Origin of the sequence: Edaphobacter aggregans DSM 19364 (assembly GCF_000745965.1) — a bacterium.
GTDB classification, from domain to species: domain Bacteria; phylum Acidobacteriota; class Terriglobia; order Terriglobales; family Acidobacteriaceae; genus Edaphobacter; species Edaphobacter aggregans.
Genome location: NZ_JQKI01000012.1, coordinates 90,391 through 109,454, shown reverse-complemented (window position 1 = coordinate 109,454; position 19,064 = coordinate 90,391). Strand labels below are relative to the sequence as shown.

Annotated in this window: 21 protein-coding genes; 12 read left to right on the top strand and 9 right to left on the bottom strand. The window is 63.5% G+C overall.

Annotated elements, in window-relative coordinates; all coding sequences use genetic code 11:
- Window positions 1-121 precede the first annotated feature (121 nt).
- From Q363_RS05485 to Q363_RS05465, 5 genes are all read left to right on the top strand, one after another.
- Window positions 122-706 (top strand): RNA polymerase sigma factor, encoded by a 585-nt coding sequence (locus Q363_RS05485; protein ID WP_035348481.1) that lies wholly within the window; start codon window positions 122-124, stop codon window positions 704-706.
- A gap of 41 nt (window positions 707-747) precedes the next feature.
- Complete coding sequence (locus tag Q363_RS05480) at window positions 748-1,074, top strand: hypothetical protein (protein ID WP_035348479.1); 327 nt, start codon at window positions 748-750, stop codon at window positions 1,072-1,074.
- Window positions 1,075-1,121: 47 nt separating this feature from the next.
- Complete coding sequence (locus Q363_RS05475; protein WP_035348477.1) at window positions 1,122-1,367, top strand: hypothetical protein; 246 nt, start codon at window positions 1,122-1,124, stop codon at window positions 1,365-1,367.
- 67 nt (window positions 1,368-1,434) lie between these two features.
- Window positions 1,435-1,860 carry a hypothetical protein gene (locus Q363_RS05470; RefSeq protein ID WP_051978410.1) on the top strand — a complete coding sequence of 142 codons (426 nt, stop codon included), beginning with the start codon at window positions 1,435-1,437 and terminating at the stop codon, window positions 1,858-1,860.
- Window positions 1,861-1,997: 137 nt separating this feature from the next.
- The gene (locus tag Q363_RS05465) at window positions 1,998-2,519 is read left to right on the top strand and encodes a TlpA family protein disulfide reductase (protein ID WP_051978409.1); all 522 of its coding nucleotides are present in this window, start codon (window positions 1,998-2,000) and stop codon (window positions 2,517-2,519) included.
- Here the strand turns inward: Q363_RS05465 and Q363_RS05460 are convergent.
- From Q363_RS05460 to Q363_RS05440, 5 genes are all read right to left on the bottom strand, one after another.
- Window positions 2,506-3,468: a COX15/CtaA family protein gene (locus Q363_RS05460; RefSeq protein ID WP_051978408.1), complete on the bottom strand. Its 963-nt coding sequence runs from the start codon at window positions 3,466-3,468 to the stop codon at window positions 2,506-2,508. The two genes, Q363_RS05465 and Q363_RS05460, sit on opposite strands and share 14 nt — an antisense overlap.
- Before the next feature lie 25 nt (window positions 3,469-3,493).
- On the bottom strand, window positions 3,494-4,348 hold the full coding sequence (gene proC, locus Q363_RS05455) for a pyrroline-5-carboxylate reductase (RefSeq protein ID WP_035348476.1): 855 nt from the start codon (window positions 4,346-4,348) through the stop codon (window positions 3,494-3,496).
- Window positions 4,349-4,376: 28 nt separating this feature from the next.
- Window positions 4,377-6,173, bottom strand: coding sequence for a DUF885 domain-containing protein (locus Q363_RS05450; protein WP_035348474.1), 1,797 nt, complete (start codon window positions 6,171-6,173; stop codon window positions 4,377-4,379).
- A 58-nt stretch (window positions 6,174-6,231) separates the two neighbouring features.
- Window positions 6,232-7,173, bottom strand: coding sequence for a sigma-54-dependent transcriptional regulator (locus tag Q363_RS05445; protein WP_035348473.1), 942 nt, complete (start codon window positions 7,171-7,173; stop codon window positions 6,232-6,234).
- A 107-nt stretch (window positions 7,174-7,280) separates the two neighbouring features.
- Window positions 7,281-7,706: a BrxA/BrxB family bacilliredoxin gene (locus Q363_RS05440; RefSeq protein ID WP_035348472.1), complete on the bottom strand. Its 426-nt coding sequence runs from the start codon at window positions 7,704-7,706 to the stop codon at window positions 7,281-7,283.
- A gap of 46 nt (window positions 7,707-7,752) precedes the next feature.
- Here Q363_RS05440 and Q363_RS05435 point away from each other — a divergent pair, with 46 nt between their 5' ends.
- A complete protein-coding gene (locus Q363_RS05435) occupies window positions 7,753-8,955 on the top strand; it encodes a UDP-N-acetylmuramate dehydrogenase (protein ID WP_084080031.1) in 1,203 nt (400 codons plus the stop codon).
- 110 nt (window positions 8,956-9,065) lie between these two features.
- On the opposite strand, the gene Q363_RS05430 is transcribed toward Q363_RS05435, so the two are convergent.
- From Q363_RS05430 to modA, 3 genes are read right to left on the bottom strand one after another with little or no spacing between them, the layout of a single operon-like run.
- Window positions 9,066-9,806 carry an ATP-binding cassette domain-containing protein gene (locus Q363_RS05430; RefSeq protein ID WP_245632052.1) on the bottom strand — a complete coding sequence of 247 codons (741 nt, stop codon included), beginning with the start codon at window positions 9,804-9,806 and terminating at the stop codon, window positions 9,066-9,068.
- The gene (gene modB / locus Q363_RS05425) at window positions 9,796-10,482 is read right to left on the bottom strand and encodes a molybdate ABC transporter permease subunit (RefSeq protein WP_035348471.1); all 687 of its coding nucleotides are present in this window, start codon (window positions 10,480-10,482) and stop codon (window positions 9,796-9,798) included. Before modB ends, Q363_RS05430 begins: the two co-directional genes overlap by 11 nt.
- A gap of 58 nt (window positions 10,483-10,540) precedes the next feature.
- Window positions 10,541-11,383, bottom strand: coding sequence for a molybdate ABC transporter substrate-binding protein (modA, locus tag Q363_RS05420; RefSeq protein WP_245632051.1), 843 nt, complete (start codon window positions 11,381-11,383; stop codon window positions 10,541-10,543).
- Here modA and thrC point away from each other — a divergent pair.
- The 3 genes from thrC to trxA all read left to right on the top strand — a co-directional run bounded on the left by thrC (window position 11,368) and on the right by trxA (window position 14,454).
- Complete coding sequence (thrC, locus tag Q363_RS05415) at window positions 11,368-12,765, top strand: threonine synthase (RefSeq protein WP_035348466.1); 1,398 nt, start codon at window positions 11,368-11,370, stop codon at window positions 12,763-12,765. The genes modA and thrC overlap by 16 nt on opposite strands.
- A gap of 120 nt (window positions 12,766-12,885) precedes the next feature.
- On the top strand, window positions 12,886-13,794 hold the full coding sequence (gene thrB / locus Q363_RS05410) for a homoserine kinase (RefSeq protein WP_035348465.1): 909 nt from the start codon (window positions 12,886-12,888) through the stop codon (window positions 13,792-13,794).
- Window positions 13,795-14,121: 327 nt separating this feature from the next.
- Window positions 14,122-14,454, top strand: a complete 333-nt coding sequence (gene trxA, locus Q363_RS05405; RefSeq protein WP_035348463.1) for a thioredoxin — start codon at window positions 14,122-14,124, stop codon at window positions 14,452-14,454.
- Between the two features lie 78 nt (window positions 14,455-14,532).
- Here trxA and Q363_RS05400 read toward each other — a convergent pair whose 3' ends face one another.
- On the bottom strand, window positions 14,533-15,156 hold the full coding sequence (locus Q363_RS05400; RefSeq protein WP_035348461.1) for a hypothetical protein: 624 nt from the start codon (window positions 15,154-15,156) through the stop codon (window positions 14,533-14,535).
- Between the two features lie 567 nt (window positions 15,157-15,723).
- On the opposite strand from Q363_RS05400, the gene Q363_RS05395 reads away from it, so the two are divergent.
- From Q363_RS05395 to Q363_RS05385, 3 genes are read left to right on the top strand one after another with little or no spacing between them, the layout of a single operon-like run.
- Window positions 15,724-16,461: a tetratricopeptide repeat protein gene (locus Q363_RS05395; RefSeq protein ID WP_035348459.1), complete on the top strand. Its 738-nt coding sequence runs from the start codon at window positions 15,724-15,726 to the stop codon at window positions 16,459-16,461.
- Window positions 16,462-16,509: 48 nt separating this feature from the next.
- The gene (locus Q363_RS05390; protein WP_051978407.1) at window positions 16,510-17,919 is read left to right on the top strand and encodes a hemolysin family protein; all 1,410 of its coding nucleotides are present in this window, start codon (window positions 16,510-16,512) and stop codon (window positions 17,917-17,919) included.
- Window positions 17,916-18,950, top strand: coding sequence for an ABC transporter permease (locus Q363_RS05385; RefSeq protein ID WP_084080030.1), 1,035 nt, complete (start codon window positions 17,916-17,918; stop codon window positions 18,948-18,950). The genes Q363_RS05390 and Q363_RS05385 overlap by 4 nt, the downstream gene beginning before the upstream one ends.
- Window positions 18,951-19,064 lie beyond the last annotated feature (114 nt).

The window sequence follows — 19,064 nt, the reverse complement described above, 5'->3', positions numbered from 1 at the left end:
TAAGAGTTTACAGCACTGGTGTTCCACACCCAGTATCAACAATTCCGCAAATGTCTTCCACCTGCGGAAAAAAAAGCCGCTAAATACAATATCCGCAATGGCTCGTCCGTCTTGTAGACAGATGAACCAGACGCCCACCGACGGTTGGACCATCTCCGAGCAGGATCAGCTCCTCGCCGAGGCCATCGAGCGCGACGAGTCCAGGCTGCGGAGCTTCATCCGCCGCCACGTTACCGATACCGGTGATGCCGAGGACATCCTGCAGGACGTCTTCTATGAGCTTCTTCAGGCCTATCGCATGATGAAGCCCATCGAACACGTCACCGGCTGGCTCTTTCGCGTCGCGCGCAATCGAATCGTCGATCGCTTCCGCAGCAAACGAGCCGATTCGCTGAGCGAGCCGGCCGGAGCCGAAGCCGAAGGATCGCGCCTGCTGCTCGAAGATCTCTTGCCTTCTGTCGACGACGGTCCGGAGGCCGCCTACGCCCGCGCCGTTCTGTTCGAGGCTCTCGAAGATGCGCTCGACGATCTGCCCCGGGAGCAGCGAGAGGTCTTCATCGCGCACGAGCTGGCAGGCACAAGCTTCCGGCAACTTGCCGACGAGACCGGCCTCAGCATCAACACGCTCCTCTCGCGCAAACGATACGCCGTGCTGCACCTGCGCCGCCGGCTGCAGGCAATCTACAACGACTTCGCAAACCGCTAGGCGGCCCTGGTGAGACGAACGAAATGAACAAGGAGATAGACATGAATTCAAATCGAGCAGCAAGGGCGGTCAGGATCGTTCTGATAGTCCTCATCGCCGCCACCGCGATCGGCTTCGTTGTGATGAGCCTGTGGAATGCCATGATGCCGCAGCTCTTCGGGCTGCGCGCGATTACCTTCTGGCAGGCGCTTGGGCTGTTGTTGCTCTCGAAGCTTCTCTTCGGAGGCTTTCATCGACACTCCGGCGGCGGACGATGGCGCCACCGCATGCGAGAGCGCTGGGAGCAGATGACACCCGAAGAGCGTGAGCGATTCCGTCAGGGCATGCGCTGCGGCCGCAGCCCCGTGGGCAAAGGCGTGGAACCCTAAGTCCGGAACATTCCAGTGTCTTCCTTCGTCAAAAGGGTGAGGATTTCATGTTTGAGGAAGAGAGCATCGAAAGTATGCCTGAGACCAGCCAGCCGAAGCATCATTGCGGGGGCGTGGCTTACAGCACGGGCCGTGACCCCTTCTCGTCGCCGCACCGGAGCGGCAAAGACAGCGTGTCCGCTTCGCGCATCGTCGAGCTCGAGAGTGAGAACCTGCGTCTCCAGCGTCTGGTGGCCGAGCTGCTGATCAAAAATCAGCAACTGCGTAAGCGCACGCAAGAGCCGGCCTCGTAACCCCGCCACGACTATTGTCGGCAACAATGATCCTTCGATAGTATCTAAACAATAGGAGAAGAAGACTATGCAAGTAGCAAGATTTGGAGTTCTCGTCCTCGCTGGGACGTTTGCTGTTGGAGCGTTGGCCCAGGATGCAAAGCAAGACGTCCAGAAGGCTGGCACTGAGACAAAGACAGCCGCGAAGGACACCGCCCATGGCGTAAGCAAAGGAACCGAAAAGGCTTATGACACGACAGCCGAAGGCACAAAGGACGCAACCCACGAGACGGTGAAGGGTACCAAGAAGGTCGCCGACAAGACCGCCGAAGGTACGAAGAAGGTAGCCCATGGGACCGCGAAGGGTACAGAGGTCGTCGCTGACAAGACCGCCGAAGGTACGAAGAAAGTAGCCCATGGGACGGTGAAGGGTACAGAGACGGTCGCCGACAAGACTGCCGAAGGTACAAAGAAGGCGATCCACAAGGTCGAAGGCAAGCCCTCTCAGCAATAGTGCTGCGTCTTCCGATTTCACACGAATGGTCCACCATGATGGTGGGCCATTTTGCGTGCGCTCTTCACGTCTCTCGGGCGATTAACGGTGCGTTGTTACTTGCCTCTCTCCCGCCCTTTGGCGGATAGTTATCTCCGATGATCCGCGCCATTCGAGCCACGACTCTGCTTGTGCTGTTCCTGCCGGCCGCCACGTCTGTGGCAAAGCGCGTTCCTAATCTCGAGTTGAGAGACATGAACGGATACACGCAGCGCATCGCTTCGCTGCGCGGCTCCATCGCAGTCGTCAGCTTCTGGGCGACATGGTGCGCACCCTGCCAGCAGGAACTCCCCCGGCTCTCCAGCCTGGCGCAATCCTATGCCGGCAAGGCACGCTTCGTTGCCATCTCCATCGACTCGCCAAAGGATCGCGCCAAGATACAGCCCTTCGTCTCCAGCCATAACATCACGATGGACATATGGCTCGGCGGCGACACGGACATGCTGGGCCGCGTGGACCTGGGAGACATCGTTCCCGGCACGCTCATCCTCGACGACCAGGGTGAGATCATTACGCGCATCATGGGCGAGGCGCGTGACGAGGATGTGCGCACCGCAGTCGATTGGCTCCTGAACGAACGCAAAGGCCCCGCACCCGAGAGCCTGATCAAGCGATACTGAATCCGCCGACCTCCACGCTTGAAGGCGACCAGAGATACTCCGCCGCAAGCGTCACCAGAGCGACCCAGTACAGGTCTGCGCCGAGCAGGTGCAGAATCTGCAGCCACACTGGCGCGAGCAGAACAACGTCCATCACACCCAGCACGAACTGCACGCCAAGCAGCGCCAGCACCACGTTCGCGAGCCGTGCCTTGTTCGCCCGTCGCGCCTGCGTCACCAGCCAGATCACAAATGCTGCCGCAAGGATCGCGCTCAAAGGATGCACACCGCGCAGCCGAAGCAGCAGCGGCGAACTCGCCGCGAAGTCCTGCTCCACGGCCGCGCGCAGCGACGAGGCAGGGAAGAGCGTATCGCCCAGCGCAGCCAGCGATCCGCTCACTCCAACCACGATCGTCGCGGCCAGCCCTGTCAGCGCCCACATCGCGCGCACGCCGCGCAGGCTGAGTTCACGCGTCCGCTGCCCCGTGCCGAGCAGCGCAGCCGTAAGCGTCAGCGCGCCCAACAGCAGCAGCGTATTGCTCAGGTGGATCGAGAGCACGACCACGCGACCCACCGATTGATTGCCGGTCACGTACCCCAGCTTCACGAGCAGCGCGCCAAGGAGCGCCTCGTTCACCAGCAGCACCGTCGAAGCGACCGCCGCCACGCGCGCGGCCTGTCCCTTCACCGTTGCGCGAAAGGTCCAGAGGAGCAGTCCCAGCACAATGAACGTAGCGCCGCCCGTCATGCAGCGATGCGTGAACTCGATCACAGTGTCCACGCGCGGCGACAGAGGCACCACCTGCCCGTTGCACAGCGGCCAGTGATTGCCGCAGCCCGCGCCCGAACCCGTCGCGCGCACCAGCGCTCCCCACAGGATGACGAGGATGTTGTAGCCAACCACGAACCACGCATAGCGCACGAGTGCTCGCGTGATGTGCCTTGCCGTCATCGCACTTGTTGTGGCCATACCAGCATTGTACGAAGATCCGGCCTTATCCGTTGGCCAGCTCCTTCGCCCTCTGGGTCGCGCGCTTCACGGCCTTGATCAGTGTCACGCGCAGCCCGCCCGCTTCCAACTCCAGGATGCCGTCCACGGTGCAGCCCGCCGGCGTCGTCACCGCATCCTTCAGCAGCGCAGGATGATAGCCCGTCTCCAGCACCATGCGCGCCGAACCCAGCGTCGTCTGCGCGGCCAGCAGCGTGGCGACATCACGCGGCAGCCCGACGTTCACACCAGCCTCGGCCAGTGCCTCGATGATGATGTAGAGAAACGCCGGACCCGACCCCGAGAGCCCCGTCACCGCATCCATGTGCTTCTCATCGACAACGACGGTGCGGCCCACCGTATGGAAGATTCTCTGCGCAATCGCCATCTGCTCGGTCGAGACGAACCTGCCAGCGCACAGCGCCGTGATGCCCGCCGCGAGCATCGCCGGAGTGTTCGGCATCGCGCGAACCACACCAAGCTCCCAGCCCGCGATGTCTTCGATGGTCCGCGTCTTCACCGAAGCGGCAAACGAGAGGATCATCTTCTTCGGCGAGAGCGCCGGCTTGATCTCTTCGATCAGCGCTGGAACCTGGATCGGCTTCACGCCCAGTAGAATCACATCGGCCTGTTCGGCTGCGGCCAGGTTATCCGTTGTCACCTCAATGGCGAACTGCGCCGACAGCGCCTGCGCGCGCTCCGCATGATGCACCGTCGCAAAGATCTGCTCCGGCGAAAGCAGGTTATTCTTCAGAAACGCCTGAAGCAGGATGCCGCCCATCTTGCCAGTGCCAAGAATCGCCACTCGCACGCCAGGCATCGTCGGCGCCGGCGCCAATACTTCGTAGGTCTCTTCGCTCATTCCAAGAGGCTACCAGAATCGCGCGCCGTTACTTCTTCTGCGCGGCGATCCACGCATCCACCTGACGCTCCAGCACGTCCATCGGCAGCGCGCCAGAATCCAGCACGACATCGTGGAAGGCCTTCAGATCGAACTTGGGCCCCAGCGCTGTCTGCGCCCTCTGCCGCAGCTCCAGAATCTTCAACTGGCCCATCTTGTAGCCAAGCGCCTGCCCCGGCCACGCGATGTAGCGGTCCACCTCAGCCTGAATGTTCGTCTCGTCAATTGCCGAGTGCTCACGGAAGTAGTCCACCATCTGCTGCCGTGTCCAGTGCTTCGAGTGAACGCCGGTATCGACGACTAACCGGATCGCGCGCCAGATGTCAGCCTCCAGCCGCCCATAGTCGCTGTACGGGTCTTGATAGAAGCCGATCTCCTTGCCCAGCCGCTCGCTGTAAAGCGCCCAGCCCTCGGTATACGCCGTGTAGTAGGACTGCTTGCGGAACTCCGGCAGCCCTGTCAGCTCCTGTGCGATCGAGATCTGCAGGTGGTGACCCGGAATGCCCTCGTGATACGAGACCGCCTCCACCGGAGCCAGCGACCGCTCCGTCGCGTTGTATGTGTTCACATACACGCGGCCCGGCCGCTTTCCATCCTGGCTGCCGGGGTTGTAGTACGCCGCCGCCTGATCCTTCTCGATGAAGGCGGGCACCGCCGTTACCTCCAGCTTAGCCTTCGGCAGTGTTCCGAACAGCCCCGGAAGCTTCGGCTGCATCTGCGCGATGTAGCCCTTGTACCCATCAAGTAGCGCCTCCTTCGACGCTGGATGCTCCTTCGGATTCGCCTTCAGCGCAGCGCTAAAGCTCTTGATGTCCGCGAACCCGAGCTTCTTCACGATCGCCAGCATCTCGCTCTCGTCGCGCTTCACCTCATCGAGTCCTATCTGATGAATCTCCGCCGGGGTCTTGGTCTCGGTCGTGCTCTGGCGTACGCGGAACGCATAGTAGGGATCGCCGTCCGGCAGCGCCCACGCGCCCGGATCTTTGCGTCCCGCCGGAACATACTGCGCCTTCAGAAACCGTGCGAAGCGCTGATACGACGGCAACACACTGGTCGAGATCGCATCCAGCACCTCGCCGGAGATACGCTTCTGCTCGGCCGCGCTGACCGATGCCGGGAACTTCTTCAGCGGCAGCGCAAACGGACTGTCCTCGGGCTTCTGCGAGGCCAGCGCCTCTGTCTGCGTCTGCACCTTCTCCAGCAGATACTGCGGAGGAACACGGTGCTCGTCCATGCCCAACTGCATGTTCGTCATGTTCTGCGAGAAGACTGTCGGAACCTTCTTCAGTCGTGCGACGTAGTCGTCGTAGTCCTTCCCGTTGTCGAAGGCGAGATCGTTCACCAGCCGCGCCATCTCGGTGGGGAAGCCGCTGAACTGGTTCACCGGCATCTCCCACTCCTTGAACCGCGCCCCTTCCTGATCATCGGTCAGAGAGCGCACCATCAGATCACGCGACAGCACCTCCTGCGGTGTCAGGCCCGCCGTGTCGATCTCGGCCAGCCGCTGCAAAAACACGCGCCCGCGCGCCAGCGAAGCGTTTACCTCCTCAACGGAGTAGTCCGTCCACTGGTCGTTGTATCGCTTGTCACCAAGAAACGACGCGAACTCCGGCGAGTGCTTCAGCCGATCTTCCCAGATCTCGGAAAACAACGAGGAGAGAACCTTGCTACGCGCCGCGACAGAATTCACAGCCGATGCCTGGACCTGCGCATCCAGCGAGAGACTTCCGAAACTAAATACCAGACTGCCGGCCAGAACAAACGAAACGACAACGTTCTTCTTCACGCACACCTCAGAGCTTCGGCTCCCAGTGTATCGCGTACGCGTCTCGCTTCTCAGCCATTTACCGAGCACCCATCCAGTATCCGGTACAGCGTCGAGCGGCTGATTCCCAGCACTCCGCCGCGCGAACCTTGTTGCCGGAGCACTCTCGCAGCGCGCGCACCACATGCTGTTCCACCACATCCTGCAGCCGCGCTGGTGTCTCCTGATGCACCGGCCTGCTATCCGCACTCGGCATGGTAAAACCCACCAGCGACGAAAGGTCATTCGCTCCCAGCACTGTTCCTTGGCACTGCAACACGCCGTTGCGCAGAACGTTCTCGAAATCGCGAACGTTGCCGGGCCACGCGTGGCTCCGCAGCCTCTCCATGGTGTCAGGAGCAATAGCCTCAACGCTCCGCTCGTACTGAGCGGCAAACCTCTCCATGAAGTGCATCGCCAGGTCAGGAATGTCTTCCGTTCGATTCCGCAACGGCTCAACGACGATCTCCACCCTGGCCAGTCGATGGTACAAGTCCTGCCGGAACCGTCCCGCGGCCGCCATGCTTCGCAGGTCCTCAGCCGTCGAGACGATCACTCGCGAGCCCATCTTCTGCTCAAGCATCCGAAGCAGCCCCCGCTGCCCGCCCACCGACAGCTCTTCGGCGCCATCGACGAACAGCGTACCCGCATCTGCGGAACCCATGTTCCCGCGAAGCCAGTCGCCACGTTCGTCCTCCGCCATCTCGGCGAGCGTCGCCGCATGGCAGAAGACGAATGCCTCGCCCGCGCGTCCGCTCCTCTCGTGCAGAGCGCGCGCCACCAGCTCTTTGCCCGTGCCCATCTCCCCGCGCACCAGCACCGTGCGAAAGTGTGGCCCGATGCGTTCGATCTGCAGCCGAAGGCGTCGCATCGTCGCTCCGCTGCCCAGCAGCGCAGCGTACGCGGACTCCGCCCTCTCGTGCTCGGGTTCCTCAAGGCAGACAGACGGCAGGCAGGCGAGAGTTTGGCCGGAGGTCGACATGGTTACTCCCTCTGTCGGCGAATCGCGCTTTCAGTTGAGCGGTGGAAAACACGAAGGGCCGGACATCGAAACCTGCTCGATGCCCGGCCCTTATTTCTTGAGGCGTCTTACGCCGTGGTCTTCGCGCAGTATGTATCGAAGGCCCGCGCCAGCTCCTGCGCGATCGCAGGCGCCGTCGAGGTCTCGATCGCCGAGCGCTGCATCAGGTACACCAGTTGCCCGTCGCGAAGAATCGCGATCGCCGGCGAGGTCGGAGGATGGCCCTGGAAGTAGCTCCGCGCCTTCTCGGTCGCCTCGCGGTCCTGGCCCGCAAACACCGTCACCGAGTGATCCGGCGTCGTCGTGTGCTGCATCGCCAGCCGAACGCCGGGGCGCATCTTGCCCGCCGCGCATCCGCAGATCGAGTTCACTACGACCATCGTGGTTCCGGGCTGCGCCAGCGCCGCATCCACCTCGGCCGCGCTGCGAACCTCCTTCAGTCCGGCGCGCGTCAGCTCCTCGCGCATCGGAATAACCATAATCTCTGGATACATACCTTCCCCCTTTGAAGATCTAAAACTGCGAACCGCAGCACGTTAGATGCAGGAATTTCGTCCTTCCCCGATTGTACCGGCCTCGCCGTCCGGCACGCCACCTGTGCGCATCGTTCAAGGTTCGACAAAAGATAAATTCTTCCCGCTCAATGCCTTCTCGTTCCCCCGCCGCGGGTGTTGTACTCTCAAACCCGTGCAGACGTCTTCCATCTCCATCCAGCAACAGAGCCCGCTCGCCCCCTACACCACCCTCCACATCGGCGGCCCGGCGCGCTACTTCGCCGAGGTCCACACCGAGCCCGACCTGTGCGAAGCAGTCGCCTTTGCACGCCAGCAGGCGCTCCCCATCTTCGTCCTCGGCGGCGGCAGCAACCTTCTCGTCTCGGACTCCGGCTTTCCCGGTTTGGTTCTCCACATCGCCATCCGCAAGCCTCTCGCCCCCACCGACCGCGACGGCCTCCTCTACGAGACCGTCCCCGCCGGCGTCGAGTGGAACGACTTCGTCCTCTCCATCTGCGAGCAGGGAATCAGTGGCATCGAATGCCTCGCCGGAATCCCCGGCTCCGTCGGCGGAGCTCCCGTCCAGAACGTCGGAGCCTACGGCCAGGAGGTCTCCGAGACCATCACCTCCGTCCGTGCGCTCGACCTCGAAACCCTCCAGTTCGTCGAGCTCTCCAACCAGCAGTGCGGCTTCGCTTACCGGCGGAGCATCTTCAACACCACCCACCGCGGCCGCCACATCGTCACCGCCGTCACCTTCCGCTTCGATCCCGCGCGAAAGCCGCGCCTCACCTACGCCGACCTCACACGCCACTTCGGCAGCACGCAGCCCACACCCATCGAGGTCTACTTCGCCGTTCGCGACATCCGCCACGCCAAGGGCATGCTCCTCGTCGACGGCGAACCCGACTGCCGCAGCGCCGGCTCCTTCTTCAAAAACCCTGTTGTGGATTCAAGCGTCCTCGACCGCATCGCCGCCGCGCTCAGTACACCAAAGGACAAGATCCCCCACTGGCCCGCAGACAACCACCAGATCAAGCTCCCCGCAGCCTGGCTGCTCGAGCGCGCCGGCTTCGTCAAAGGCTACGCCATGGGCAACGCCGGCATCTCCTCCCGCCACACCCTCGCGCTTATCAATCGCGGCAACGCAACCGCTGCCGAGATCATCGCGCTCCGCGACACCATCCGCAGAACAGTCGAGCAGCGCTTTGGCATCCTGCTCGAGCAGGAACCAGTGCAGGTCGGCTAGTCTTCACCTGCCAAAAAATAAGTGTCATTCCGACCGGAGCGCAGCGGAGTGGAGGAACCTGCTGTTTGTCTGCAAGGCCATGGACACCAGCGGAGCCGCGCTGTGCAGAACTAACCCCGCAGCTGCTTCAGCAACTGCAGTCTCTCCTCCGCCAGAACCTCGCCCACCGGCCCGTGTTCGACCACCTGGCCGTCCGCAATCTTCACCACATCAGCCTCCAGCTGAAACGCCTCGCCCAGCGCATGCGTCACCGAGAGCACAGGAATCTTCCACCGCTCCGTCCACTGCTTCAACTCCGCGGCCATCCGGTCACGCATCGCGACGTCCAGTCCAGCCAGCGGCTCATCCAGCAGCAGCAGAGGCCTCTCCGCCTCCCAATCGAAGGTGATCGCTGCAACCAGCGCCCGCGCCACAGACGCTCTCTGCCGCTCACCCCCGCTAAGATCCTTAGGCATCCTGTCCGCAAGCTGCTCCAGGCCGAACGAAGTCATCACCTGTTGCGCGATATCGTGAGCGTCATGAGGCTTTGACGCCCATCCGCTCCCGTACTCGACATTGCGGCTAACCGTCATATGCGGAAACAGCCGCGCCATCTGTCCCGCACTGCGCACCGCACGTTTGTGCGGGGGAACGAAGACATTAGCCGCCGCATCGAACCACGCCCCCGCCGCCGATTCGATCCTCCCGGCATCCGGCTGCACAAACCCCGCGATAGCCCGCAGCGCCGTCGTCTTTCCGCTGCCCGAAGGCCCAAAGAGCACCGTCCACGGGTGCGTCAGCCGAAAGTTCACATCGAGCGCGACCGCGCCCACACGATGCCGCATCGCCACCGTCAGCAGGCTACCGGGCAACGTCGGCCTGCCTTCCGTCCACCCTGCGCAACGCAGGCACAAGGTAGATCGCCAGCAACGCCGTCAGCGAGATCACCAGCAGCAGCAGCGCCGTGCGGTTCGCCGCCGCGTAGTTGAACTCCTGCACCTGGTCGTACAGCGAGATCGAGAGCGTCCGGGTCGCCCCGGGAATATTTCCGCCCAGCATCAGCACCACTCCAAACTCCCCCACCGTGTGAGTAAACGCCAGCACCGCACTCGTCAGCAGGGAAGCGCGCGCCAGCGGAAGCACCACCGAAAGAAACACCGCGAACGGCCGCACTCCCAACCCCTCCGCTGCCTCAACATACCCCGTATCCACCGCCTTGAATCCCGCCACCAGAGGCTGCACCGCAAACGGCAGACTGTACAGCACCGACCCCACCAGCAGCCCCGTAAAACTGAACGCCAGCGGATGCCCAAACATCCGCATCAGCAGCCGTCCCGGCCACGTCAGCGGCCCCATCAGAACCAGCAGATAATACCCAAGCACCGTCGGCGGAAGCACCAGCGGCAGCGCCACCACGGCCTGCGCCAGCGCCCGCGCCACGCCGCGGCCAGACGCAATCCACCACGCTAGTGGCAGCGCAATCGCCAGCAGAATCGCCGTCGTGCTCGCCGCCAGCTTCAGTGTCAGCCAAAGCGCCTGTGTATCCATACAGCGAAAGTCTACACACCCCCCGCCGCGCTTCTCGCCGCGCTCGAATCACCCGCTCCTACTTCACCGGCTCCAGCCCCATCGTTGCCATCACCGCCTGGATCTCCGGCTTCAGCAGCCAGTCCAGAAAGGCATGCGCCTCGGCCCGCCTGTCCGACTTCGCCATCACTACCGCGCACTGCAGAATCGGCACATACGAGCTCTTCGGCACGCGCACAAACGTCCCCTCCGCCTGAAAGCGCGGCGTGCTCGCCGCCGTCAGCGAGATGAGCCCCAGCTGCGCGTTGCCCGACTCCACAAACTGCGCCGTCTGCGCGATATTCTCCGCCACCACCAGGTGCGGCTTCACCTGGTCGTACATATTCAGCCGCCGTAGCGCCGACACCGCCGCCTGCCCGTACGGCGCATGCAGATCGTTCGCAATCGCGACCGTTTTCACCCGCTTGTCCACCAGTGTATCCAGGCTGATCGGCTGCAGCGGGGAGTCCTTGCGCGCCCACAGCACCAGCGTGCCGCGCGCATAGGGCGTGGGACTCTTCGCATCCGCCATTTCCGCCGCGACGATCTTCTCCGGAAACACAAAGTCCGCCCCCAGAAAAAGATCCATCGGCGCGCCGTTCAGAATCTGCGTCGTCAGCATTCCCGACGACCCATAGCTCACCGCCAGCTTTGCGCCGGTCGCCTTCTCGTATCGTTCCGCCAACACGGGGAGCACCGGTTGCAGATCGGCCGCAGCCGCTACCCGCAGATCCTTCGAAGCTTTCGCCGGCTGCTGTGCCTGCGCAAAACCGCCGCACACCGCTGCAGCCAGCACCATCGCCGCCCGCAGACGAAGCCCGCCCGCCTTTGGCTCACCCCGCCGAGTACGGTACCCTAAAAGAAACCATGAAAATCGCGACACATGAGCTCCGATGCACAGAGTGCGGCGCAAGGATTGCCGGCACCGCCGTAAACAGCATATTCCGCTGCCCCACGTGCAACGGCCTCTACGACGTGATCTACCCCTGGTCCACGCTGCCCAACGGCGACACTCCGGCCTCCGACTCGAAGCTCCCCAACGCGAGCGCCCTCCGCTGGCTCTGGCAGGAGCGCCGGACATCATCCCTTGCGGTTGACCAGTCCGGAGTCTGGCGTTTCCGCGACCTCCTCCCCATCGTCGACGACCTCGACCACGTCGTCACCCTCCGCGAGGGCAACACACCGCTCTACGACCTTCCCCGAGCCTCCAAAGCGCTCGGCGTCGACTGGATCCTCGCCAAACACCAGGGCATGAACCCCACCGGCTCCTTCAAGGACACCGGCATGACCGCCGCCCTCTCCGTCGCCCGCGAGCGCGGCTTCGAATGGGTCGCCTGCGCCTCCACCGGCAACACCTCCGCCGCGATGGCCGCTTACGCAGCCCGCGCCGGCCTCCGCTCCATCGTCTTCATCCCCGAGGGCAAGATCGCCTGGGGCAAGCTCTCTCAGTCCATGGACTACGGGGCCCTCACCATCCAGCTCCGCACCGACTTCGACGGCTGCGTCCGCGTCCTCACCGACCTCGTCACCCGCTTCCCCATCTACCTGCTCAACTCCGTCAACCCTTACCGCCTCGAGGGCCAGAAGACCCCCGCCTTCGAGCTCGTCGAGCAGCTTGAGTGGCAGGTCCCCGAGCACATCATCGTCCCCGGCGGCAACCTCGCCAACGGCTCCGCCCTCGCCAAGGGCTTCTCAGAGATGCACCACCTCGGCCTCATCCCGCGCATCCCCCGGGTCAGCATCATCCAGGCCGAAGGCGCCAACCCGCTCTTCCGCTCCATCGCCGAGAACAACGGTCAGGAACTCATCCCCGTCAAGGCCAACACCCGCGCCACCGCCATCCGCATCGGCAACCCCGCCTCCTGGCGAAAGGCCCTCCGCGCTCTCCGCACCACAGGCGGCTGGTGCGAGCAGGTCTCCGAGCAGGAGATCGCCCTCGCCAAGGCCGAGATCGGCGCCGAAGGCATCGGCTGCGAGCCCGCCTCCGCCGTCACCCTCGCCGGCCTCAAAAAGCTCGTCGCCCAGGGCAGGATCGGTAGGGAAGAGCGCGTCGTCCTCATCCTCACCGGCCACACCCTGAAAGACTCCGCCTACACCATCGACTACCACCGCGGAGAACTCTTCACCGACGCCGAGAACGCCCAGATCTCCCTAGCCGACCAAGCCGCACACGCCGCCCTGCGCAAGCCCCCCATCGTCCTCGATCCAGACACCGACACCGTCTTCCGCGCCCTCGAATCCCAGATGAAGCTGGTCCACGCATAAAACTCTTCAAACCAAATTTGATCGCCACAAGAAAATGATCGTAATTCTGAGCGCAGCGAAGAACCCCCGCATTTTGACCGTCGAGCCACGGAATCAGAACGGGAACACCCGGATCGCAGCATGACTACGCCTCCCCTCCACCTACGCCTCCCCGCCACCTCCGCTAACCTCGGCCCCGGCTTCGACTCCCTCGGCCTCGCCATGGCCCTCTACCTCACCATCGACGCCGAAGTCTCCCAATCCGGCGCCTTCCACATCGACGCTACTGGCCGCAACGCCGACCTATGTGCGGCCATCGAAAACAACCTCATCCTCACCACCTACGCCGATGTCCTCGCGAACGCCGGCCGCTTCTCCCCCCGCCTCCTCCTCAAGCTGCACAACGAGATTCCCCTCGGCATGGGCTGCGGCTCCAGCGCCGCCGCTCTCCTCGCCGGAGTCTTCCTCGCCAATCACTTCGGTCAGCTCAACTGGACCCCGCAGCAGATCCTCGAAGAGGCCTGCCACCGCGAAGGCCATCCGGACAACGTCGCCGCCTGCTTCTGCGGCGGCATGACTGTTTCGGCGATGTACGAATCATCTTCAGTAAAGACAGCAACCTACAGCCAAAACATCAACTGGAACCTTCTGCTTGCGCTCCCCCCGGCCTCGCTCTCCACCAGCAAGGCGCGCGCTCTGCTGCCGGACCGCTACTCCCGCGCCGACGCCGTCGTTAACATCCAGGCCACCGCGCTGCTCGTCTCCGCCTTCGCGCAGGGCCGAGGCGATCTGCTCGCCTCCGCCATGCTGGACCGCATCCACCAGCCCTACCGCCTAGAGGCCTGCCCCCTCCTGCCGCGCCTGCTCCCCCTCAGCGGAACCCCCGGCATTCTTGGAGTCGCCCTCAGCGGAGCCGGCCCCTCCGTCCTCCTGATCGCCGAGACCTCCCCACTCACTGCCGGACTTCTCCCGGTCATCCGCGAGGCCGCGCAGGAACCCGCTCTCGAGATCGTCCAGACCACCATCGCCGGACCTGCAGAGTACCGTTAAAGAACTAACAATCCAGTAATACTTCAATGAGTTACCTAAGATTCCTTTACGTTTTTCCGCCAACCCCGTACTGTATCGCTTGTGGGCAGTTCTGGGGAGGGCTGCTACGCCGCCCGTTGACCCCTTCTAAGCGAGGGGTCCGGGCGTTTCCTCTTTAACCCGGATAGCTCCTTCTATCGGAAAGACCAGCTTCACCAGAAGGTTGTAGGTCCCATTTCAACACCTGTCGTCGAGTTCTGAAACCACAGGCCCCTTGGAGCATCTATTATTATGTAAGTTGCTCGGCCGGAATGGGTGGCAATCGCAGAGCACTCTCGGAGGAAGTAAATGGCAGGACAGTTCGTAACTGAAGTAAACGACGCAAATTTTGAGAAGGATGTCCTTCAATCGGAGCAGCCGGTTCTAGTGGATTTCTGGGCGGCCTGGTGCGGCCCGTGTCGCGCGCTCGCTCCCGTCGTCGATGAAGTGGCCAGCCACTATCAGGGCAAGCTCAAGGTCATGAAGATGGACGTTGACGCCAACACCGCGACCCCCATGCGCTATGGCATCCGCGGAATCCCCGCGCTCCTCCTCTTCAAGGGCGGCAAGGTCGCCGAGCAGATCGTCGGCTACGTCCCCAAGGACACCATCGACAAGTCGGTCACTAAGGTCCTCGCCTAAACCGTCTGTCTTCCGAATCAGAAAGGCCCGGCGCTCACTGAGCAGCCGGGCCTCCGCTTTCCTCCGCGAACTCCTGCTTCAGCGGCTACCCACCAGCATCAGCAGCTCCGGCTTGAAGCTGCACAGGCCTTGCTCCGCAGCCTTCCAGCTCGTCCCATCCGCAAACTCGACTGACTGCACCTCGATCCGCCGCACTGGTCCGAACTTTTGCATCGTAAGCTCCGTGCTCGCCCAGCGCTTGCCCAGGACCGAAAGGTTCAACGTCAAAGTTCGCGAGACCTCATGGGATTCCCTGCGAATCGGGTCAACTGGCATCGTCTGGACCGATCCATCAAAGCCATAAACCTTGATCACAGACGAGACAACATTTCCTGCATACCAGTTGTAAACGGTCAGCGCTAATCTAAGTCCCGGTGTCCGACCTTGCCCTTCGTCACCGGTGTTGTACATCGTGACGGTGCCCTGCGGCTGTATTCTCAGACTCACCGGGCATGCGTTCGCCGAAGGCGGCGTAATCTGTTGAAACAAACCAAGAGCAATGTCTTTACTCAGCTTGTAGCGGTCGCCGCCCTCAGGCGTTTGAAGCTGTAGCGGGACCTTGTAGACCTTCCCAGAGTCATCCTTTTTTGCCGCATTGTCCTGACCTGAAAGCGCAACGGGCGCCAACACAAGAAGGAGTTCTACCGCAGAGAAAGATCGCATGACGAACCCTCGGGAACTGCCTGATCAACAATACGCCTGCCGACGAAGCACGAACAAGCTCTCCGGAGTAGCGTAGGAGCAATAATGGAGGTCGCCTCCTCATGATCGATCGCCGCCTGAAGACCCTTCGTCGTCCTCTACCCCTGGGGCGCTCTCATCGAAGACATCACCATCTTCGCGAACTCCTGGGTCGCCCCCCAGCTGTGGTTCCATCTCTTCCACCACAGCACAGGCGCGGCCCTCGAAGTCGCCCTCCTGCGCCGCTCCGGAGGCCGTGGTTTGCCTTCGCTCTCGGTCAGGCGATCACACTCTGGCAGTGGCGCCGCCGGCCCGAATGGCTCGCCGTCGCCGCCGGAATCCGCCTCTCCGACTCTTCCCTGTCCTCAACCTGGTGGGAGTGGTCATCTTCCTCAAAGGCTATCGACAAGCGATGGGGAACAACATTTGTCCGAAGCGGGTGAGCGAGGGCGCAGCGATGAGGTAGGGGAGGCTACTTCCGAAAATCCGAAGGTTGTATGATTCCTTCCAGCATTTTCATCCCATAACCAACGAAGGGCACCGAAACCCATGGGATTGCTGAGCCACTTCCTCTATCCCTGGGGCCTGATCCTCCAGGGACTGGCAATCATTCACTTCATACGCCGCCGGCCCGATAACTACTGGATCTTCGTCATCCTCTTCCTCGGCCCCTTCGGCGCCCTCATCTATCTCTGCGTCGAGGCGCTCCCCGACCTCGGCCTCCTCGGTAACTCCTTCAAGCTCTTCTCCCGCCGCAAGCGCATCGGCCAGCTCGAAGCCATCGTCCGCCAGAACCCCTCCGCCGGAAACTACGAGGAGCTCGGCGACCTCTACATGGATGACGGTCGCTTCCGGCAGGCGCGCGAGGCCTTCGACCACGCCATCACGCCGCGCACAGACAGCCCCGACCCCTTCTACCGCCGCGGAGTCTGCGCCCTCCGCCTCAACGACCCCCAAGCCGCCATCCCCGACCTCGAGCGCGTCGTCTCCGCCGACGCCGCCTACGACTTCCACCTCGCCGCCGGCAGGCTCGCCCACGCCTACGCCCTCACCGGCCAGAAGATCAAGGCCGAAGCTCTCTTCCGCCAGGCGACCGCTCTCTCCACTGCCTCCGAGACCTACCTCAACTTCGCCGAGCTGCTCGCCTCCGAGGGCCGCACCGCCGAGGCCCGCGAGTGGGCCCAAAAGGTCCTCGACAAGAAGCCCGCCATGCCCGGCTATCTGCGCCGCCGCGAGCGCCCCTGGTTCCGCAGCGCGACCGCAATGCTCAAACGCCTTCCCGCGTAGCAAGCGAACGGATTCTCCCCGGCTGCGCGCCGTTTACACTGACATCAAATGCCCGAGTGGATTCTCTTTCGCGTCATCCTGGTGGCCTTCTTCATCCTGGCCACCAGCTTCTTCGTCGCGGCCGAGTTCGCCCTCGTCAGCGTCCGCGAGACCCGCATCCAGCAGCTCATCGCCCTCGGTCGCCCCGGCGCCCGCACCGCCCTCAAGCTCAAGCACACCATCGACGAGTTCCTCCCCGCCGTGCAGCTCGGCATCACCCTCGCCTCCCTCGCTCTCGGCTGGATCGGCGAGCCCGCCGTCGCCGAGATGCTCCTCCGCTTCGCCGCCATCTGGCTGCACGTGCTGCCTCCGCACGCCGTCATCTACGCACACACCGTCGCCGTCATCCTCGCCTTCGCGCTCATCACCTACTTCGAGGTCCTCCTCGGCGAGCTCGTCCCCAAGTCCCTCGCCCTCCAGCGCGCCGAACGCATCGCCCTCGCCGTCGCCGGCCCCATGGACGTCTTCATCCGCATCACGCGCCCCGTCGTGAAGCTCATGAACGTCTCCGCCGCCCTCGTCCTCCGTCTCTTCCGCGCCCCTCTCCGCGGCGAAGGCGCCGTCCACTCGCCCGAAGAGCTCAAGCTCATCGCCACCGCCACCCGCCGCATGGGACTCCTCCCCGCTTTCCAGGAGGAGATCATCCACCGCGCCATCGAGCTCAACCACGTCCTCGTCCGCGAGATCATGACTCCCCGCGGCAAGATCTTCTCCCTCCCCGCCGACATGCCCGTCGAGCAGGCCAGCGCCCGCATCGTCGAAGAGCAGCACTCCCGCGTTCCCGTCTACGATCCTGCCGCCACCGGCCCAAGCTCCGGCGTCGACAACATCATCGGCATCGTCTACTCGAAAGACATCTCCCGCTTCATGCACATGCGCTCCGTCGCTCTGGCGCTCGGAGGCCGAGGCCAGTCCGGCCTCACCCTCCGCCAGATCATGCGCACCCCCACCATGGTCCCCGAGACCAAGCTCGCCATCGAGCTCCTCCAGGAGTTCCAGCAGACCCGCCGCCAGATCGCCATCGTCGTCAACGAGTTCGGCTCCATCGTCGGCCTCGTCACCGCCGAAGACATCCTCGAGCAAATCGTCGGCGAGCTCGACGATGAGTTCGACCTCACCCGTTCCGCGCTCCCCTCCGCCACCGGCGTCATGTCGCTCGACGGCTCCGCCACTCTCCGCGACCTCTGCACCCAGCTCCACTGGGATCTCCCCCGCGAGGGCGTGGAGACCCTCGCCGGCTTCCTCCTCGCCCAATTCGGCCACATCCCCACCACTGGCGAGAACATCGTCTACGGCGGCCGCCGATTCACCATCGCCGAGATGGCCGGCCACCGCATCTCCCGCGTCAACGTCGAACCCATCGACTCCCCCATCGACTTCGCCCACTACGAAGAAGAGAACAGGGAAGCCACCCAATGACCTCGGGCCAGAGATCAAAGAGCGTCATTCCGAGCGGAGCGAGGAACCCCCTCATTTCGCCCGAAGCGCCAACGAAGTCCGCGCACCGCCACAAGTACTTCCGCCCCCTCCAACGAGTCCTCCTCACCCTCCCCGTCCTCTGGGTCGTCGTCTCCGTCGTCTTCCTCCTCATCCACCTCGTCCCCGGCGACCCCATCGTCCAGATGCTCGGCGAAGGAGCCACCGCCTCCGACATCGACGCTCTCCGCCACGCCTACGGCCTCGACGCCCCGCTCGCCCAGCAGTACGCCCACTACTGGAGCGGAATCCTCCACGCCAACCTCGGCCAGTCGCTCCGCCTCCACGACTCCGTCCTGCACCTCATCCTTGAGCGTTACCCCTACACCCTAGCCCTCACCCTCGCCGCGCTCATCATCGGAGTAGCCGCCTCCATCCCCGCCGGCATCGCCTCCGCGCTTCACCGCAATCGCTGGCAGGACCGCACCCTCGGCGTCGTCTCCCTCGTCGGACTCTCCTTCCCCAACTTCGCCCTCGGCCCCATCCTGATCCTGATCTTCTCGATCTCCCTCGGCTGGCTCCCCGTCTCGACCGCAGGCTCAGGAGGCGTCGGAGACTTCCTCCTCCACCTCATTCTTCCCGCCCTCACCCTCGGCCTCTCGCTAGCCGCCGTTTTGACCCGCATGGTCCGCACCGCCATGCTCGAAGAGCTCAACCAGGACTACATCCGCACCGCCCGCGCCAAGGGCCTCCCCGAGCGCACCGTCGTCTACCGCCACGCCCTCCGCAACGCCTTGATTCCGGTCCTCACGGTCATCGGGCTCCAGTTCGGCTCGCTCCTCGCCGGAGCCATCGTCACCGAGACCATCTTCAGCTGGCCCGGCATCGGCCGCCTCACCCTCTCCGCCATCTCCAACCGCGACTACGCCCTCGTCCAGGGTTGCATCCTCGCGGTCGGCCTCACCTACGTCGCCGTCAACCTCTTCACCGACGTCGCCTACACCATCGCCAACCCCCGCATGCGCAGCATGTAGGTCTAATCCCTTTAATTTAAAAGGCGTCATTCCGAGCGCAGCGAGGAACCCCCGCATTTCGCCCGTAGCGCCGAGCAAGCTCGGGGATCATACCGCCCCACCCCTCCCCCATCC

Excerpts from the sequence above, each read along its gene's own strand:
- Q363_RS05445 (WP_035348473.1), bottom strand. The coding sequence starts at position 7,173 with ATGTCGACCTCCGGCCAAACTCTCGCCTGCCTGCCGTCTGTCTGCCTT.
- Q363_RS05385 (WP_084080030.1), top strand. The coding sequence starts at position 17,916 with ATGACCTCGGGCCAGAGATCAAAGAGCGTCATTCCGAGCGGAGCGAGG.
- proC (WP_035348476.1), bottom strand. The coding sequence starts at position 4,348 with ATGAGCGAAGAGACCTACGAAGTATTGGCGCCGGCGCCGACGATGCCT.
- thrB (WP_035348465.1), top strand. The coding sequence starts at position 12,886 with ATGACTACGCCTCCCCTCCACCTACGCCTCCCCGCCACCTCCGCTAAC.
- Q363_RS05475 (WP_035348477.1), top strand. The coding sequence starts at position 1,122 with ATGTTTGAGGAAGAGAGCATCGAAAGTATGCCTGAGACCAGCCAGCCG.
- Q363_RS05440 (WP_035348472.1), bottom strand. The coding sequence starts at position 7,706 with ATGTATCCAGAGATTATGGTTATTCCGATGCGCGAGGAGCTGACGCGC.
- thrC (WP_035348466.1), top strand. The coding sequence starts at position 11,368 with ATGAAAATCGCGACACATGAGCTCCGATGCACAGAGTGCGGCGCAAGG.
- trxA (WP_035348463.1), top strand. The coding sequence starts at position 14,122 with ATGGCAGGACAGTTCGTAACTGAAGTAAACGACGCAAATTTTGAGAAG.
- Q363_RS05395 (WP_035348459.1), top strand. The coding sequence starts at position 15,724 with ATGGGATTGCTGAGCCACTTCCTCTATCCCTGGGGCCTGATCCTCCAG.
- Q363_RS05480 (WP_035348479.1), top strand. The coding sequence starts at position 748 with ATGAATTCAAATCGAGCAGCAAGGGCGGTCAGGATCGTTCTGATAGTC.
- Q363_RS05460 (WP_051978408.1), bottom strand. The coding sequence starts at position 3,468 with ATGGCCACAACAAGTGCGATGACGGCAAGGCACATCACGCGAGCACTC.
- Q363_RS05470 (WP_051978410.1), top strand. The coding sequence starts at position 1,435 with ATGCAAGTAGCAAGATTTGGAGTTCTCGTCCTCGCTGGGACGTTTGCT.
- Q363_RS05485 (WP_035348481.1), top strand. The coding sequence starts at position 122 with ATGAACCAGACGCCCACCGACGGTTGGACCATCTCCGAGCAGGATCAG.
- Q363_RS05435 (WP_084080031.1), top strand. The coding sequence starts at position 7,753 with ATGCAGGAATTTCGTCCTTCCCCGATTGTACCGGCCTCGCCGTCCGGC.
- modB (WP_035348471.1), bottom strand. The coding sequence starts at position 10,482 with ATGGATACACAGGCGCTTTGGCTGACACTGAAGCTGGCGGCGAGCACG.
- Q363_RS05400 (WP_035348461.1), bottom strand. The coding sequence starts at position 15,156 with ATGCGATCTTTCTCTGCGGTAGAACTCCTTCTTGTGTTGGCGCCCGTT.
- Q363_RS05465 (WP_051978409.1), top strand. The coding sequence starts at position 1,998 with ATGATCCGCGCCATTCGAGCCACGACTCTGCTTGTGCTGTTCCTGCCG.
- Q363_RS05390 (WP_051978407.1), top strand. The coding sequence starts at position 16,510 with ATGCCCGAGTGGATTCTCTTTCGCGTCATCCTGGTGGCCTTCTTCATC.